The following is a 13,859-nucleotide window of genomic DNA, read 5'->3' as shown; positions in this document are numbered from 1 at the left end:
CTGTTTAGGCAATTGGGGGCAGCTCACTATGAATGGTAAAGCGCACATGATTGAGGGCTAAATCTCCAAGGCGTAGTCCGCGATCGCGATAATTCATGCTCTCAAAGCGAATCCCTTTACCCGCTTCCACGTGGTACCAAGGCAGTGCCATAAAGAACCGCGTTGGATAAGGGCCGCGCTCTACGACATCATCGGGATTGGACTCCATGGGCAACCAGCCAACCCCCGGCACATAAAACTCCAACCAAACGTGGTTATAGGTGGGTTGGAGGGGAATACCCCGCTTTTGGGGATGGGGGGGACATTTGTAGCGACCCACCGTACGGCAGGCAATGCCATTTAATCGCGCCAAGGCAAGGAGCACCCCCACGTACTCACCACAGGACCCCGTTCCCCGTTTCAAAACCAAATCGGGGGTTTCAATCGTGGGTCGCATGGCATAGCTCAGGCGATCGTACACATAGTTACGAATCTTGAGCATCTTACGCAGGATATTGGTCTCTGTGCCCACAGCTTGCCGTGCCGCCTCTTGGACAATGGGTTGATCCATCGCCAACTCATCGTTATCCACTAGATACTGTGCTGCAAATTCTGGTGGCAGCGGTAGCGTCTCATCAATGTCGTCAAAGCTGAGATGGTACTTGATACCTCTCACTTCTAGCCAAGCACGCCAACCAAAAAGACGGGCTTCGTAGGGACGCACTTCAGGAAAATCAAACACCGCCACCTGCTGATCACCCACCGTTTCCAAGTGAAAGGGGGTACCGACGGGTTCAACCCGCAGCAATTTTTGGCGCAGGGAATTGGCGGGCAGAGCAATTCGCCACTCTAGGTTATCTAGGTGCAGCGCCTCAAGGGGAGACATTTCCTCCACGTAGGCCATCTCAATCAGATAGCCATTGGAGACCGTGTAATGCTGCTCTTTGTGGGTCTGATAGAGCAGAGGATGAATCAGGCAAATATCGCGATGATCAATTTCGAGGGGGGCTTCGCGGTTGTTGGGGTTATCCCGCAAATAGGGTTCTTCGCCGCCATAGGCTACCCACAGTCGCCCCGTCGCATCAAAGGTAAACGCCGTTGGCTGGGCAAAGGGCGTCAAGGCCACCCATTCAACACGGCCACTCTGGCGATCGAGACAATAGATGGATTGCTCTAAGCGATCGCTCACCCACAGATAGCCATCCTTAAGGGCTAAATTTTCACAGCCAATGCCCGGCGCACTGAGGCGATACTGCTCTCGACCCGTCTCGTCAAAACAGTGAATGTAACCCGATTTTTGACAGGCCACATAGATGCCTGTGTCATCCACCGCCACACCGTAAATGGGATAGCGGCACGCCAACACCTTTTCTACATGCCAGTCAGGCAGATGACAGCGATAGAGCCATGTGTCCCGGCAAAACCAGAGGGTTTCGCGATGGAGACAGAGGCCATCGGCATCGAGAAATGCCTCTAGATCGTAGGGATTGAGAATCTCACTGTGGTCATTTTCGCCATTGATGAGCAAAATAAAGCCCCGTACCCGGTCCAAGGCCAAAAAACTGGCGCCAAGGGTTGCTTGGCAAAAGGGCAAACGGGGCAATTGACGTAGCCACAGGGCTTGGGGATCGACCCATGCCAGACCGTGGATTTGGTAAGCACCCAAGGGATAAATGGTGTGCCAGTCGTGATCCAGCGCTCGGGAGCTGAGGGAGTCCCCATAAACCTCTTGCGGTGTGTCTGGCATAGGAAGTCAATACCCTACTCAACCGCTTGGGGCAGTAGCTCACGCCGAGGTTGAGCTTGGATCTTCACTTGACCTGATTCATCCACATCAATGAGGGCAGTATCCCCTTCACGAATACGGCCAGAGAGCATTTCCTCAGCCAAGGTGTCCTCTAAGAGGCGCATAATGGCCCGCCGCAGGGGTCGCGCACCGTAGCTGGGATTGTAGCCTTCTTCAATGAGTCGCTCCTTGAAGCGATCCGTCACTTCTAGGGTGATTCCTTTCTCGGTCAGGCGTGAGAAGACCTCCTTCAAGAGGATGTCAGCAATTTGCTTGACCTCGTCTTTGGTCAGCTGGCGGAAGACAATAATCTCATCCACGCGGTTGAGGAACTCTGGACGGAAGTACTGCTTCAGTTCCTCATTCACCAAGGAGCGAATGCGATTGTATTGCGATTCAGCAGCATCCTCAGTGCCAAACTCAAAGCCAAGACCGCCAGCGCCTTTCTCAATCACCTTCGAGCCAATGTTCGAGGTCATGATCAAGAGGGTGTTCTTGAAGTCAACGGTACGCCCCTTAGAGTCAGTGAGGCGACCATCCTCAAGGATTTGCAGCAGCAGGTTAAAGACATCGGGATGGGCTTTCTCGATTTCGTCAAAGAGCACCACCGTGTAGGGACGCCGCCGCACGGCTTCGGTCAGTTGACCGCCCTCGTTGTAGCCGACATAGCCGGGGGGCGAACCAATGAGCTTGGAGACGGTATGCCGCTCCATGTACTCGGACATATCCAAGCGGATCATCGCCTCTTCAGAACCAAAGAAGTAGGCGGCCAAGGCTTTCGTTAGCTCGGTTTTACCCACACCGGTTGGCCCAGAGAAGATAAAGCTAGCAATGGGACGGTTGGGATTTTTTAGACCGACACGGGCACGGCGAATGGCACGGGAGATGGCTTTCACCGCTTCATCTTGGCCAATGACCCGCTGGTGCAGGGTCTCCTCCATGTGCAGCAGTTTTTCCGATTCGCTTTCGGTGAGCTTGCTGACAGGCACACCTGTCCAAGAGGCAACAATGTGGGCAATGTCCTCTTCGGTAACGACGGGGGTTTCCTCTTCACCATTGGCGCTTTCGGATTTTTTCTGCTGGGCAATGGCACGGATTTGCGCTTTCAGTTCCATCTCGCGATCGCGCAATTCACCCGCTTTGTCAAAGTTTTGGGCACGCACGGCATCGTCTTTTTCTTTGAGCACTTGCCGCAATTCGCGATCCAGTTCCTTGGCCGCAGGCGGTAGTTGCGAGTTAATCAGGCGCACCCGTGAGCCAGCTTCGTCAATGAGGTCAATGGCTTTGTCGGGCAGGTAGCGATCGCTAATGTAGCGATCAGACAGCTTCGCTGCCGCCTCAAGGGCTTCATCGGAAATTTTCAGCTTGTGGTGCTTCTCGTAGCGTTCCCGCAGGCCGTAGAGGATCTCAATGGTTTCCTCAACGGAGGGTTCACCCACCATCACCGGTTGGAAGCGGCGCTCCAAGGCAGCATCCCGCTCAATGTGTTTGCGGTACTCATCCAACGTGGTGGCACCAATGCACTGCAACTCACCACGAGCTAGGGCGGGTTTGAGGATATTCGCCGCATCAATGGCACCCTCAGCGGCCCCAGCCCCAATCAACGTGTGTACCTCGTCAATCACCAAGATCACGTTACCGGCTTGGCGGATCTCATCCATGATCTTCTTCAGCCGCTCTTCAAACTCACCGCGGTACTTCGTGCCCGCCACCAACAGGCCAATATCGAGGGTGACCACCCGCTTGTCTTCCAGAATATCGGGGACATCTTTATTGGCAATGCGTTGGGCAAGGCCTTCAGCAATAGCGGTTTTACCTACCCCCGGTTCACCGATCAGCACAGGATTATTTTTGGTGCGGCGGCCAAGGATTTGAATCACCCGCTCAATTTCTTTTTGCCGACCCACCACGGGATCTAGCTTGCCATCAATGGCCATCTGGGTGAGGTTGGCACCAAATTCGTCCAGCGTCGGTGTTTTGGTACGCCCTTGGCTGGCACCGGCAGCCACTTCTGCGGTTTCACCCAGCATGCGAATCACTTGGGTGCGCACTTTCGACAGGTCAACGCCGAGATTTTCAAGGACCCGTGCTGCTACCCCTTCCCCTTCGCGAATCAGACCTAAAAGAAGGTGCTCAGTACCAATATAGTTGTGTCCCAGTTGGCGGGCTTCTTCGAGGGAGAGTTCCAACACTCGCTTGGCACGGGGGGTAAAGGGAATCTCCACCGCCACAAAACCAGACCCACGGCCAATAATTTTTTCCACTTCGATGCGGGCATCCTTGAGGTTCACCCCCATGGAACGTAGCACCTTTGCCGCCACACCGGTACCTTCGCCAATTAGTCCGAGGAGAATTTGTTCGGTACCGACAAAGTTGTGGCCGAGGCGGCGAGCCTCTTCCTGTGCCAGCATGATGACTTTAATGGCTTTTTCTGTAAACCGTTCAAACATGACCCTTCCCCTAATGGCTCCTGCGTGCTGGTAACACCCATCTTAACATGTTCACTTTGGCGTGTTTTTGTCTGCCAACTTACTATTACTGTAGATGTTGACTCATTTTTGTGCAGGTGCGGTTGCCCGTATTTTAGTTGAAATTTCCTTGGCTGTGCCGTGACCACTTTCGATAGACTGGTCAGCGGTTCCTAAAAAACTTCCTAGCACCCTTTGGGAGAAAAAACGATACACTACACTTGCTGGCTGCTGGCTTTTCTTCAATGGCTGATTTATCCAATTTCTTGGCGGTTGAACCCTCACAACGTGCCCTGATTTTCGATATGGATGGCGTCGTCTGCCATACCATGCCCTACCATCTTGAAGCTTGGCGGGTCTATGTCGATCGCACCCCTGAACTGCGGCAGCAGATCAATTTGGAACAGTTGCGGCAAATGGGGGGTAAACGCAATGCCGAACTCCTGCCAGAACTCCTGGGGCGATCGGTCACTGAAGCAGAAGTCGAACGCTGGGGCGCCGGCAAAGAGGCAGTGTTTCGCGAACTCTTGGCACCCCATTTGGAACTGTTGCCGGGGCTGTTGCCCTTTCTCAAAAGTGCTAAGGAAAAGGGCTATCGCTTGGGCCTAGGCACCTCGGCCTGTGCTGCCAATGTGGAATTGGTGCTCTCCTGTGAGGGGGTGGGCAACTGTTTCGATACGGTGGTGATGGAGCAGGATGTGCAGCGGGGCAAGCCCGATCCAGAATGCTATCTCCTAGTGGCGGAGCGGTTGCAGGTGTTGCCGCAGCATTGTCTTGTCTTTGAGGATGCCGTGGCAGGGGTGATGGCAGCGGTGCGGGCAGGGATGCTCTGCTGGGGAGTCCTGACCACCCAATCGGAAACGGCACTGCAAGCCGCAGGAGCAGAGGTCTGCATTGAGGACTTTACGGATCCACGCCTTCAATGGCTATTGTCCTAGGGCATTTTCGGCGATCATGGGTACTGGCGCGTTAGGAATCCACCACCTTGGGCGTTGATCTGCGCAGTTATGTCTATCTCGACTCGATTCAACCGCAACACGCGGCCTACTTGGGAACCGTGGCTCAAGGGTTTTTGCCTTTGCCGGGGGATTGCTCCCTCTGGGTGGAGATTTCACCGGGGATTGATGTCAATCGCCTTTTGGATATTGCCTTGAAGTCTGCGGTGGTGCGGCCGGGAGTTTTGTTTATCGAGCGACTCTACGGACTATTGGAGGTGCATTCGGGCAATCAGGGGGAAGTACGCGCAGCAGGGCAAGCAATTTTAGATGCCATTGGCGCTCGGGTACAGGATTGCTTGCGGCCACGGGTGATTTCGAGTCAAGTCATTCGCAATATTGATGCCCACCACACCCAACTAATTAACCGTTCGCGGCGGGGCAATATGATTTTGGCGGGGCAAACCCTCTATGTGTTTGAAGTGGAACCTGCCGCCTATGCCGCACTGGCCGCCAATGAAGCGGAAAAGGCAGCACTCATTAATATCTTGCAGATTTCAGCCGTGGGCAGCTTTGGCCGACTCTTTTTGGGGGGCGCGGAGCGGGATATTCTGGCAGCAGAACGGGCCGTCTTGGCAGCCATGGAACGCTTGCCGGGGCGTGATAGCCTTAGCGATCGCCGCGAGTAGCCTTGGCATGTTTCTTTAGCTTCTGCTCTAGGGCAGGTAAGAAAGGACAAGGGTCACTGTCTTGCAGTTGATAAAACCCTCGCCAGTCAAAGGTCTGCCAGTTAAAGGGGGCTTGGTGGGCGGCGGCGAGCCACAGTAAACGCTTAGCACGGGTCATGGCCACGTAAAGCAGGCGGTATTCCTCAGCAACTTTGGCCTCTTTGGCTTTTTGATAGGCGGTTTGCCAGTCAGGAAGGGGTTGCTGATGGCCGTAGGCACGCAGTTGCGATCGCACCACATCCGTAAAATCCACCTCTGGACTGAGGAACTTGGCATTGGCCGCCACCCAGCTCTCACCGGGGAGGGTTCTTGCCTCTAAAAAGGGAACAAAAACGGCATCCCAATCCAGACCCTTGGCGCGATGCATCGTCATAATCGTCACTTGCCCCGATCGCACTAAGCGGCTATGGAGGTCTTCCATCTCAACAGCGTCAAAGCGATCCGCTGCCACCAACTCCTGCCAACGGGGATGGATACGCTCCCACAGTTGCGTTGGTTCCTGCTGTGCCAAGTGGCAGATCAGGCGATCGCTGGTGGCCAATTCAGCGGCATCATAGCCCAATTCCTGAGCGCAGTACGTGATCAAAGGAAATAGAGATAGCTCTAGGCGGGCTTTGAGGAGACGTTGACAGTAGTGCCGTGCCTTGAGTACTGGTTCCTCGGCAGGGGGGTCTAAAGGACCAGGGTAGAGAAACACCTCTGGCTGGGCGGCTAAGCGATCCAAATTTTGGACAGAAATGCGTTTGCGCTCCTGAAGAACAGTCAGGGCTGCTTTGACCGCTTCGGGAGAATAGGGACAGTGGAGAAAATAAAGAATGTCCAGCAATTCCTTGGGCACCTGCGATCGCCGTTCAATGCCCGATACATCGAGAATCGGAATCCCCTGAGCGGCAAGGTCGGTATTAATGCTGAAGCTAGCGGGCGATCGCAACAGATCCGCGACAAATTCCCCTTGGCGGTTGGTACGCACCAGTACCGCAATTGAGGCCTCAGGATACTCTGCTAAAACCTCAGAAATACGTGCTGCCAGCTCGCGCACGGTCTCGAAAATAGTAGCTGGTCGAGCAATTTCTACCCCTTCTCCCCAGGGGGGTGGGTTCGCCCCCGGTTGCGGATCCGTCGAGACGGGCTGAATGGCTTGCTCTCGAAAGGGGAGTTCCTGATCCTTTAGCGCACGATTGACCCATCGCACCAAATAGTTAGCAGCTCGAATCACCAACTCAGTGGATCGCCCCGCTTGGGTCATTTTATAGAAGGCCTGCTGCCGGGCACATTCGTCACAGAATTCATTGAAAAAGAGCGGGTCTGCCGCCGTAAATGTGGAGTTAATGGCTTGATTGGGATCCCCCACCCGCACAAAATTCACTTGCCCTGTGGTGTTGTCCTCGGCGAGAAGTCGCAGTAACCGCGATTGCAAGGGGGTCGAGTCCTGCGCCTCATCTTCAAAGACGGCATACACCCGCTGTTGCCATTCTTGGCGGCACTGGCGATCGCCCTCTAGGAGTTGTACCGCTGCCAAAATCATCTCATCATAGTCAATTTGCTCTCGCTGCGCTAAATGGTGCTGGTATAGTTCCAAAAGGTCCGCACCAATTTCTAAAAAGGGGTAGGGTTCTGCTGCGGCTGCACTTTGGGAGCGCAACTGCTGGGACAACTGCCGCAGATCATGGGGCGTCAACGCCATACTGCGGGCACTGCTAATAACGGTTTGTGCCAACTTCACCAAGATGTCAGTCAAAAGCGCACTTCTGCGACCATCGTGTTCAACGTCACTCAGGGGACTGGTATCGCAGCCTTGGATCAGTTGCTCGAGAATATCGGGGTGCGATCGCGCCCATTCCTTAACACAGGTAACACACAGGCGTCGCTGCTCATGCTCACTCATTAAATTCTCGCCACTCCAACGCAGACCCGCTGTGGGGTGACTGGTGGCAATTTTCAAGGCCAAACTGTGGAGCGTCTGCACACTAAAACCATTGCGGGGCAAGCCCATTTCCCGCAGGTACTGGCGAATCCGCACCTTGATATTGGCCGCTGCCGAACGACTATAGGTGACTACGACCAGTTGCCGCTGCTGATGGAGTTTTTCGCGAGCGATGGCGATCGCTGCTCCTACGGCCATGCCATGGGATTTGCCTGCTCCGGGCACTGCCGATACCGCCAAGAGACCCCCTTGCCATTCACTGATTTCCCGTTGACCTGGACGCAACGTCCTTAGAAGGTGACTGGCATTGGCAGGGAGTGACAACACGTTCATAGGAGGACTGTGGGAGGGCTAAAGATTTGTTAAAAAAACCGGCTTCTACCCAATGAAGATCGAAAAATCGTATAATAGAATACAGAAAGTTAGAAGCAAGTTGTTTCCTAACGCAGATCACCTAAAGCTTGATAACGAGTCAATAGTATTCACCTAGAAGCCTTGATTTAATTATGCAAGTAATCTATCGCGGCGTTAAATACGAAACTTCTGAGCAGCACATTCCCCTTGTTGAATCGGGTGCCAAGGGTTTCTACCGGGGGGTGCAATGGGTAGGGCACAAAGCGGCTGAACCGGTTCCTCAACCCAATCATGTCCTCTGCTGGCGGGGGGTGACCTACCAAACGAACGGTACACCAGTTACCACAACCGCTCCGACGACGAGTACTGCCCCTTCAGTACTTCCCCAGCGTAAGCGTGACTCCTTGGCCGAAGCCCATCGCCATGCAATTCTGAAAACTCTTGAGCGGCGGCTGCAAGTGGCTCGGAGTCAGGGCAATGAAGATCTCATCAGTCTGCTGGAAGAAGAGTGGCAGCAATTTGCCTAAGGTTGGATCACCGAAACCCAAACTGCGGTGCCGTTGCTAACAGCGGCACTTTTTTTATTTTCTATTGGTGATTGCCCCTTTCTTGGCGAAAAGCTGTTGCTTGGGCAAAGGCCGCCGCCGCCCGCTCGCGATCGCCCAAGGTTTCATAGGCACGCCCTAGTTGTTCGGCTGCAATCTCCCGCACATAGCCCAAGGGAAAAATCATCTGCTTGCTGTAGCCATTGGTGCGCCCCAGTTCAAGGCAATACTCAAAGTAGGCCGTTGCTCCCAAAGGAAATCCTAAAGCCATCAGCCAGCGCCCGGCCAAATCATTGAGGGGAGGATAGGTGGGAAACCACACCAGACTTTGCTGACAGAGGAGTTGCAATGTTTCGTGATCCCCCATAGCCAGCAGACGCCGCCCCAGTTGATTCAGAATTTCGGGCAGGGCGCCAGGGGCATTCTCAGGCAGTTGGCTGATGAGGAGATGGGGCAAGAGCCGCTCAAAAAGTTCTTGGTAGCAGTCATCCGCAGCCGTGGGGTTATTCACAGCGTGGTACATATCCGCCAAGGCAAAGAGGAGATTCAAAGGCAGACCTTCACTAGCGCGGATGCGTTCCAAAATCGGGATGTTGCGATCGCGCATCTTGGCTTGAATTTGTGCGGGTTGATAGCCATAGTGGTCAATGCGCAGCGTTTCCAGAGTACCAATGGTCAGCGGTTCTGCGGCTGTCGAAACCAACTGCTCATGGAAGCGTCCCTGATAGCGCAGCGTCGGCAGGTTGCGAAAGAGTCGCACAATGGCAAAGTCAGAAAATTGCTGCCCCGTGCCGATTTCCCGTCGTAGGAGTTGATAAGCACTGAAAGTGCTGCCCTCAAGTTGTTGGCCGAGGGGCACAGGCGGCTCCTGCACTGCCACAAGCACCTCATCAGCATCAATGACCAAAATCCAATCGCCCGTGGCCTGCTCTAGAGAGTAATTGCGGGCAGCGGCAAAATCATCCTGCCAAGGGAAGGTAAAAATGCGCTCTGTAAACTGGCGGGCGATCGCGATCGTCTCATCCGTTGACCCAGTATCTACCACAACGATCTCATCTACCCAAAGCTGGACACTGCCCAGACAGCGTGCCAAATGGGCTGCCTCATTTTTGACAATTAGACAGGCACAGACCCGCACCATCTACAGCAGCTTTTCAAGTTGTTGGCGCAACTGATTCAGTTCACTTTCGGAGAACTCACTCTCAGCAGCGGGGGGCACGCGATTTTCTAGTTCCCAGTCGGTTTCTTCGACATTGCGTTCAGGGGGTGCCAAGAAAAGACGCTCAGCATCGTTTGTCGGCACAAATCCTTCGGGAACCAAGTGACAGGTGTAGCCTGAGGATTCGCAAAATTCTTCAATTTCCTTGGCATCAATGGGGACAACGCTGGGGGGATGAAAATCCTGTGCCTCTAAAAGCATGGCATAGCGACTGGCATCGTCTTCGCTTTCAAACATCAGAATCAGGTTGCGATCGCCCAGTTGCAGAGAATGAATGCCCTCATTTTCAGTCCCCGGGTTGTAGAGCAACACGTAAACGCGCATGATGCCTCGCTAATGAAATCTCAACAGCGATTATAACGATTTTGGTTCCCCCTACCCGTAGGATTTTCCCCTTCAGAACTGTCAAAGGGGCAAAAATAGCTTGAGTTAGAACAATGTTTTTTCAGGTTCCCCTTTGATCCGCTGCTCTAGCCATGCTTGGCGATAGGTGAGTTCTAATTCATTGCCGGTGCGGCGAAAAATTTGTGCCTGCTGCAAGAGAAACGCTTGAAAGAGCCGCTGAAAGGCAAGGGCAATGATTGCCACCACCAGGCCAGAGGCGGTACTAATCAAGGCCTCACTAATCCCGAGACCCACGCCCATGGTTGCAGGTGTGCCAATATCCCCCAAGCGAATAGAACTGAGGGCACTAATCAGACCTAACACCGTTCCCAACAAACCCAGTAGAGGTGCCATCGTAATCGTTGCTTCCAAGACCTTTTCTCCCCGCCGCATGGCACTCAGCTCCTCATCAGCCGCAGCTTCTAGGGCTAGGCGAAAGATTTCTGGGTTGGTGTCAATCAGTTGTAAAGGGGTATAGAGGAAGCGACCAATCGGTTGGTCACAGGCATTGGCTGCTAATTCAATGGCTTCTTGCCAATCGTGGCGAGCGGCATCCAGAATCTGCTCGGCCAGTTTCGTCTCTCCTCGGAGAACAATGCTCCAAAACCAAAGCCGCTCAAAAATGGTGCCTAAGGTCAAGATCGAGAGAATCAGTAGTGGCCACATGGCCAAGCCACCACGGTTAAAAATTTCAGCGATATTCACGATCAGTTCCCTGTCAGAGCATCCGACGTTTAGTATAGTCCAGCCAGTAGCCGCAATTGTTTACCAAATTCTAGCGAACCGTGGTGCCAAGGGTCTTGAACCGCTCTTTTCGATGCCCCGTCTAAATAGATAATTACGTTAATGGAGTGATACCTCGCATGAGTGTATCTTTACCCCTATCAGCGGCAACAGCATCAACGGCTATCGTGACCCGACCCCAAGTGATCGATCCCGATCGGCGGATTATTGAGCAGTGCCTTTCCGGACATCCAAATGGGTTTCGGGAACTCTATCAACGGCATCAGCAACGGGTGCGATCGCTCCTGTTTCAGTTGTGCGGTGCGGTTGCCCTTGATGATTTAGTGCAGGAGGTTTTCTTGCGGGCATGGAAGGGGCTAAAGGGTCTCAAACATGAGGCAAAGTTTTCAACATGGCTCTATCGGATTGCCTGGAATGTGGCTTGCGACTATCGCCGCCAACTGGCAACGCGCAAATCGCGACATCAGCAATACCTGTCTCAAAGTGAGCCACTCACTCCTGGACTGGATCTACGACAATTGCATTACGAAGATTTAGTTCAGCGCGGTTTAGCCACCCTGCCCTTGGAGTACCGCAGTGTTTTGGTCCTGCATGATCTGCAGGGCTTGCCCCAAAAAGAAATTGCTGAAATTCTGCGGATTCCCGTGGGTACAGTGAAATCCCGCCTCTTTCGTGCCCGAGGCACATTGCGGACTTACTTTACGGAGGCTGGAATCACTTTATGAAACGTGAACCCCCACCTGTGGAGGATACACCCTTGGTTAAATTTTTACAAACCTATGCGGGGACGCCCCCGCCCCCCCACCCCCATTTGGAGCAGCGCATTGTCCAAGCGGCTCTGCATCAACATCAACTGAGTAAGCGACGCTGGCAAATCGTGTCTCTTTTGGGGGCTGGGGTGATCGCCACCGCCACCAGTGTGTGGTTCCTCAAACCCTCAACTCAAGTGGCAAAGCAGACGTCCCCGGATGCAGTGGCTATCTTCATCACCACCAATTGGCAAGCAATGTTTCAGGACGCAGAACCCGCCATCTTCGACTAAATTCTGTCCACCCTACTTTTACTCTTTGTTGAGTTTTGACAAGTTAAGTTTTGACAAAGGAGAACACAGCTATGTTGAAAAAATCTTTAGCCACGCTTCTTATATGTGGTAGCCTCAGCCCCCTACTGGCGATCGCTCCCCCGAGCGTCGCTGACCCCGGTTATGGCGGACCTCGCTGGAGAGCCAATCTGGACAACCTAAACCTCACACCTGAACAGCGGCAACGTTTACAAGCCGTGCAGCAACAATACCAAGGCCAAATGGAACAAACTCGCAACCAACTGCGCACCGCCAAGACAGAACTGCGGCAGATGATGAGTGGCAATGCCTCGGAGGATCAAATCCGCAGCAAGCACCAACAGGTGCGCCAACTGGAAAACCAACTCGCCTCTCTCCGCTTTGAAAGCATGCTGGCCATGCGGGGCATTCTCACACCGCAGCAACGGCAAGCCTTGGCCGCCCAAATGCAGCAGCGGCGGCCGGGCAATCGCCCCATGAAACCCCAGCAGTAACCCATTAAACTTGGCAACGCTCTAAAGCTCTAAAGGAGTTCATGACTTCCCTAAGTGCGGGACAGCGGATCCTGCACTTTTTTGTTGCTCAGCAGATCAAGAATCTCGGTGGCAGCGCGATCGACCACGCCGGGAGTCCCCATCGCAGCTCGCATTTTGGCATAGCCTGCCTGCATGGCTAGGCGTTTTTCAGGATGATCCAATAGCGCAAGGGCAGCAGCGGTAATGTTGGCAACAGTGGCTCGTTCCTGAAGGAGTTCGGGGACGATGTCTCTATTCACGAGTAAATTGGGGGGAGAGACAAATTTGAGGTCAAACTTCAGGAAACGCCGATAAAGCCACAAACTCAGGGGATGGACGCGGTAGATCACGACTTGAGGCACATTCAACAGCGCGGTTTCTAAATTCACCGTGCCGGATTTAGCGATCGCCAGATCTGCGGCCGCTAGAACTTGCAGGGAGTCTTCCGCCAATGTGACGCGAATGGGATATTCCTTGAGAACTGCTTCAATGGCTGAGCGATACTGCCGCAGCGAAAGGGGTAACCAAAAGCGGGCTTCAGGATAGGCTTTGGCGATATTTGTGGCAGCCCCCAAAATTAGAGGCAAGAGGGACTTGATTTCCTGTTTGCGGGACAAGGGCAACAGGGCGATCGCCAGCTCATCGGCAGCAATGCCCAAACTTTGGCGTGCCACTTCGCGACTGGGAGCCGCAGCAATGCGATCCAAGAGGGGATGCCCCACCCAGACCACATTGGCACCATGACGGCGGTAATAGGTGGCTTCTTCTGGAAAAATGGCAATCAGGCGATCGCTGAGGGCAACAATTTGCCGAGTGGCCTTCAAACTATGGGACCAGACCCACTCTTGGGGAGCGATGTAGTAAACCATGGGAATAGAAAAATGTTTGCGGATAAACCGCCCCATGGCGACATTGCCACCAATGTAGTCAATTAAAACCACTAAATCAGGGGGATGCTGCCGTAAATAGCGGCGAGCCTTGAGTTGGAGCGCGATCGTTGGCTTGATCAATGGCAGGGCTTCTAGTAGCCCCACGGAGCCAATTCCTCCGGTATTAAAGAGTAGCTTTGCCCCCGCAGCGGCCATGCGATCGCCCCCAAGGGCAGAAATTTCTAAGGGAATCCCCCGCTCTGCTGCGAGGCGATAGAGTGCCTTGACCAACAGGGCGCCCTGCAAATCCCCAGAGACTTCGCCGGTACTAATGAACAAATGCGCCATG

General features: G+C 53.8%; 13 protein-coding genes. 6 read left to right on the top strand and 7 right to left on the bottom strand.

Going from position 1 to position 13,859, the window contains the following annotated elements; all coding sequences use genetic code 11:
• Positions 1 to 4 precede the first annotated feature (4 nt).
• Both RHI63_RS00555 and RHI63_RS00550 read right to left on the bottom strand, forming a co-directional pair.
• Positions 5 to 1,726, bottom strand: coding sequence for a transglutaminase domain-containing protein (locus RHI63_RS00555; protein ID WP_310821700.1), 1,722 nt, complete (start codon positions 1,724 to 1,726; stop codon positions 5 to 7).
• Positions 1,727 to 1,740: 14 nt separating this feature from the next.
• Positions 1,741 to 4,215 carry an ATP-dependent Clp protease ATP-binding subunit gene (locus tag RHI63_RS00550; protein ID WP_149817189.1) on the bottom strand — a complete coding sequence of 825 codons (2,475 nt, stop codon included), beginning with the start codon at positions 4,213 to 4,215 and terminating at the stop codon, positions 1,741 to 1,743.
• Between the two features lie 263 nt (positions 4,216 to 4,478).
• Between RHI63_RS00550 and RHI63_RS00545 the strand changes: the two genes are divergently transcribed.
• Together RHI63_RS00545 and RHI63_RS00540 are read left to right on the top strand one after the other, a co-directional pair.
• On the top strand, positions 4,479 to 5,171 hold the full coding sequence (locus RHI63_RS00545; protein WP_206200612.1) for an HAD family phosphatase: 693 nt from the start codon (positions 4,479 to 4,481) through the stop codon (positions 5,169 to 5,171).
• Between the two features lie 47 nt (positions 5,172 to 5,218).
• A complete protein-coding gene (locus RHI63_RS00540) occupies positions 5,219 to 5,857 on the top strand; it encodes a hypothetical protein (protein ID WP_149817184.1) in 639 nt (212 codons plus the stop codon).
• Here RHI63_RS00540 and RHI63_RS00535 read toward each other — a convergent pair.
• The gene (locus tag RHI63_RS00535) at positions 5,838 to 8,153 is read right to left on the bottom strand and encodes an ATP-dependent helicase (protein WP_310800325.1); all 2,316 of its coding nucleotides are present in this window, start codon (positions 8,151 to 8,153) and stop codon (positions 5,838 to 5,840) included. The two genes, RHI63_RS00540 and RHI63_RS00535, sit on opposite strands and share 20 nt — an antisense overlap.
• 173 nt (positions 8,154 to 8,326) lie before the next feature.
• On the opposite strand from RHI63_RS00535, the gene RHI63_RS00530 reads away from it, so the two are divergent.
• Positions 8,327 to 8,701, top strand: coding sequence for a DUF4278 domain-containing protein (locus RHI63_RS00530; RefSeq protein ID WP_206200610.1), 375 nt, complete (start codon positions 8,327 to 8,329; stop codon positions 8,699 to 8,701).
• 61 nt (positions 8,702 to 8,762) lie between these two features.
• Here RHI63_RS00530 and RHI63_RS00525 read toward each other — a convergent pair whose 3' ends face one another.
• The 3 genes from RHI63_RS00525 to RHI63_RS00515 form a co-directional block, all read right to left on the bottom strand.
• Complete coding sequence (locus tag RHI63_RS00525) at positions 8,763 to 9,860, bottom strand: glycosyltransferase family 2 protein (RefSeq protein ID WP_310744676.1); 1,098 nt, start codon at positions 9,858 to 9,860, stop codon at positions 8,763 to 8,765.
• Entirely contained in the window at positions 9,861 to 10,262 is a 402-nt protein-coding gene (locus RHI63_RS00520; protein ID WP_206200608.1) for a DUF3110 domain-containing protein, read from the bottom strand.
• 105 nt (positions 10,263 to 10,367) lie between these two features.
• On the bottom strand, positions 10,368 to 11,027 hold the full coding sequence (locus tag RHI63_RS00515) for a MotA/TolQ/ExbB proton channel family protein (RefSeq protein WP_206200607.1): 660 nt from the start codon (positions 11,025 to 11,027) through the stop codon (positions 10,368 to 10,370).
• Between the two features lie 158 nt (positions 11,028 to 11,185).
• Between RHI63_RS00515 and RHI63_RS00510 the strand changes: the two genes are divergently transcribed.
• From RHI63_RS00510 to RHI63_RS00500, 3 genes are all read left to right on the top strand, one after another.
• On the top strand, positions 11,186 to 11,791 hold the full coding sequence (locus tag RHI63_RS00510; protein WP_149817174.1) for a sigma-70 family RNA polymerase sigma factor: 606 nt from the start codon (positions 11,186 to 11,188) through the stop codon (positions 11,789 to 11,791).
• A complete protein-coding gene (locus tag RHI63_RS00505) occupies positions 11,788 to 12,108 on the top strand; it encodes a hypothetical protein (RefSeq protein ID WP_206200606.1) in 321 nt (106 codons plus the stop codon). The genes RHI63_RS00510 and RHI63_RS00505 overlap by 4 nt, the downstream gene beginning before the upstream one ends.
• 71 nt (positions 12,109 to 12,179) lie before the next feature.
• Positions 12,180 to 12,620 (top strand): Spy/CpxP family protein refolding chaperone, encoded by a 441-nt coding sequence (locus RHI63_RS00500; RefSeq protein WP_310744674.1) that lies wholly within the window; start codon positions 12,180 to 12,182, stop codon positions 12,618 to 12,620.
• Between the two features lie 50 nt (positions 12,621 to 12,670).
• Here the strand turns inward: RHI63_RS00500 and lpxB are convergent, their stop codons facing one another.
• Entirely contained in the window at positions 12,671 to 13,858 is a 1,188-nt protein-coding gene (lpxB, locus tag RHI63_RS00495; RefSeq protein WP_206200604.1) for a lipid-A-disaccharide synthase, read from the bottom strand.
• Position 13,859: the final 1 nt, after the last annotated feature.

This window comes from Thermosynechococcus sp. GLH187, assembly GCF_031583395.1.
In the GTDB taxonomy this organism is placed as follows: Bacteria; Cyanobacteriota; Cyanobacteriia; order Thermosynechococcales; family Thermosynechococcaceae; genus Thermosynechococcus.
This window is presented reverse-complemented; position numbering and strand designations above follow the sequence as displayed.